Origin of the sequence: Profundibacterium mesophilum KAUST100406-0324 (genome assembly GCF_009835145.1) — a bacterium.
GTDB classification, from domain to species: domain Bacteria; phylum Pseudomonadota; class Alphaproteobacteria; order Rhodobacterales; family Rhodobacteraceae; genus Profundibacterium; species Profundibacterium mesophilum.
Genome location: NZ_APKE01000127.1, coordinates 1 through 211, shown reverse-complemented (window position 1 = coordinate 211; position 211 = coordinate 1). Strand labels below are relative to the sequence as shown.

1 protein-coding gene is annotated in these 211 nt (G+C 66.4%); it reads left to right on the top strand.

Translation table 11 applies throughout. From position 1 onward, the window contains the following. Positions 1 to 211, top strand: a 211-nt coding sequence (locus tag PMES_RS16540; protein ID WP_328809175.1) for a transposase domain-containing protein, incomplete at both ends; no start/stop codon positions are given.

Here is a 211-nt window from a genome sequence, read left to right as displayed (position 1 = left end):
GATGGGGATCGAGCTGCACTGGGCGACGCCGGGGCATGGCCAGGCGAAGCCGATCGAGCGTGCCTTTCGGGATTTCGCGGACAATATCGCCAAGGACCCGCGTTTCGCCGGAGCCTATGTCGGCCACAAGCCCGACGCCAAGCCCGAGAACTACGGCTCCACGGCGATCGATATCGATCGCTTCGTGGCGGTGGTCGGCGAAGGGGTGGCC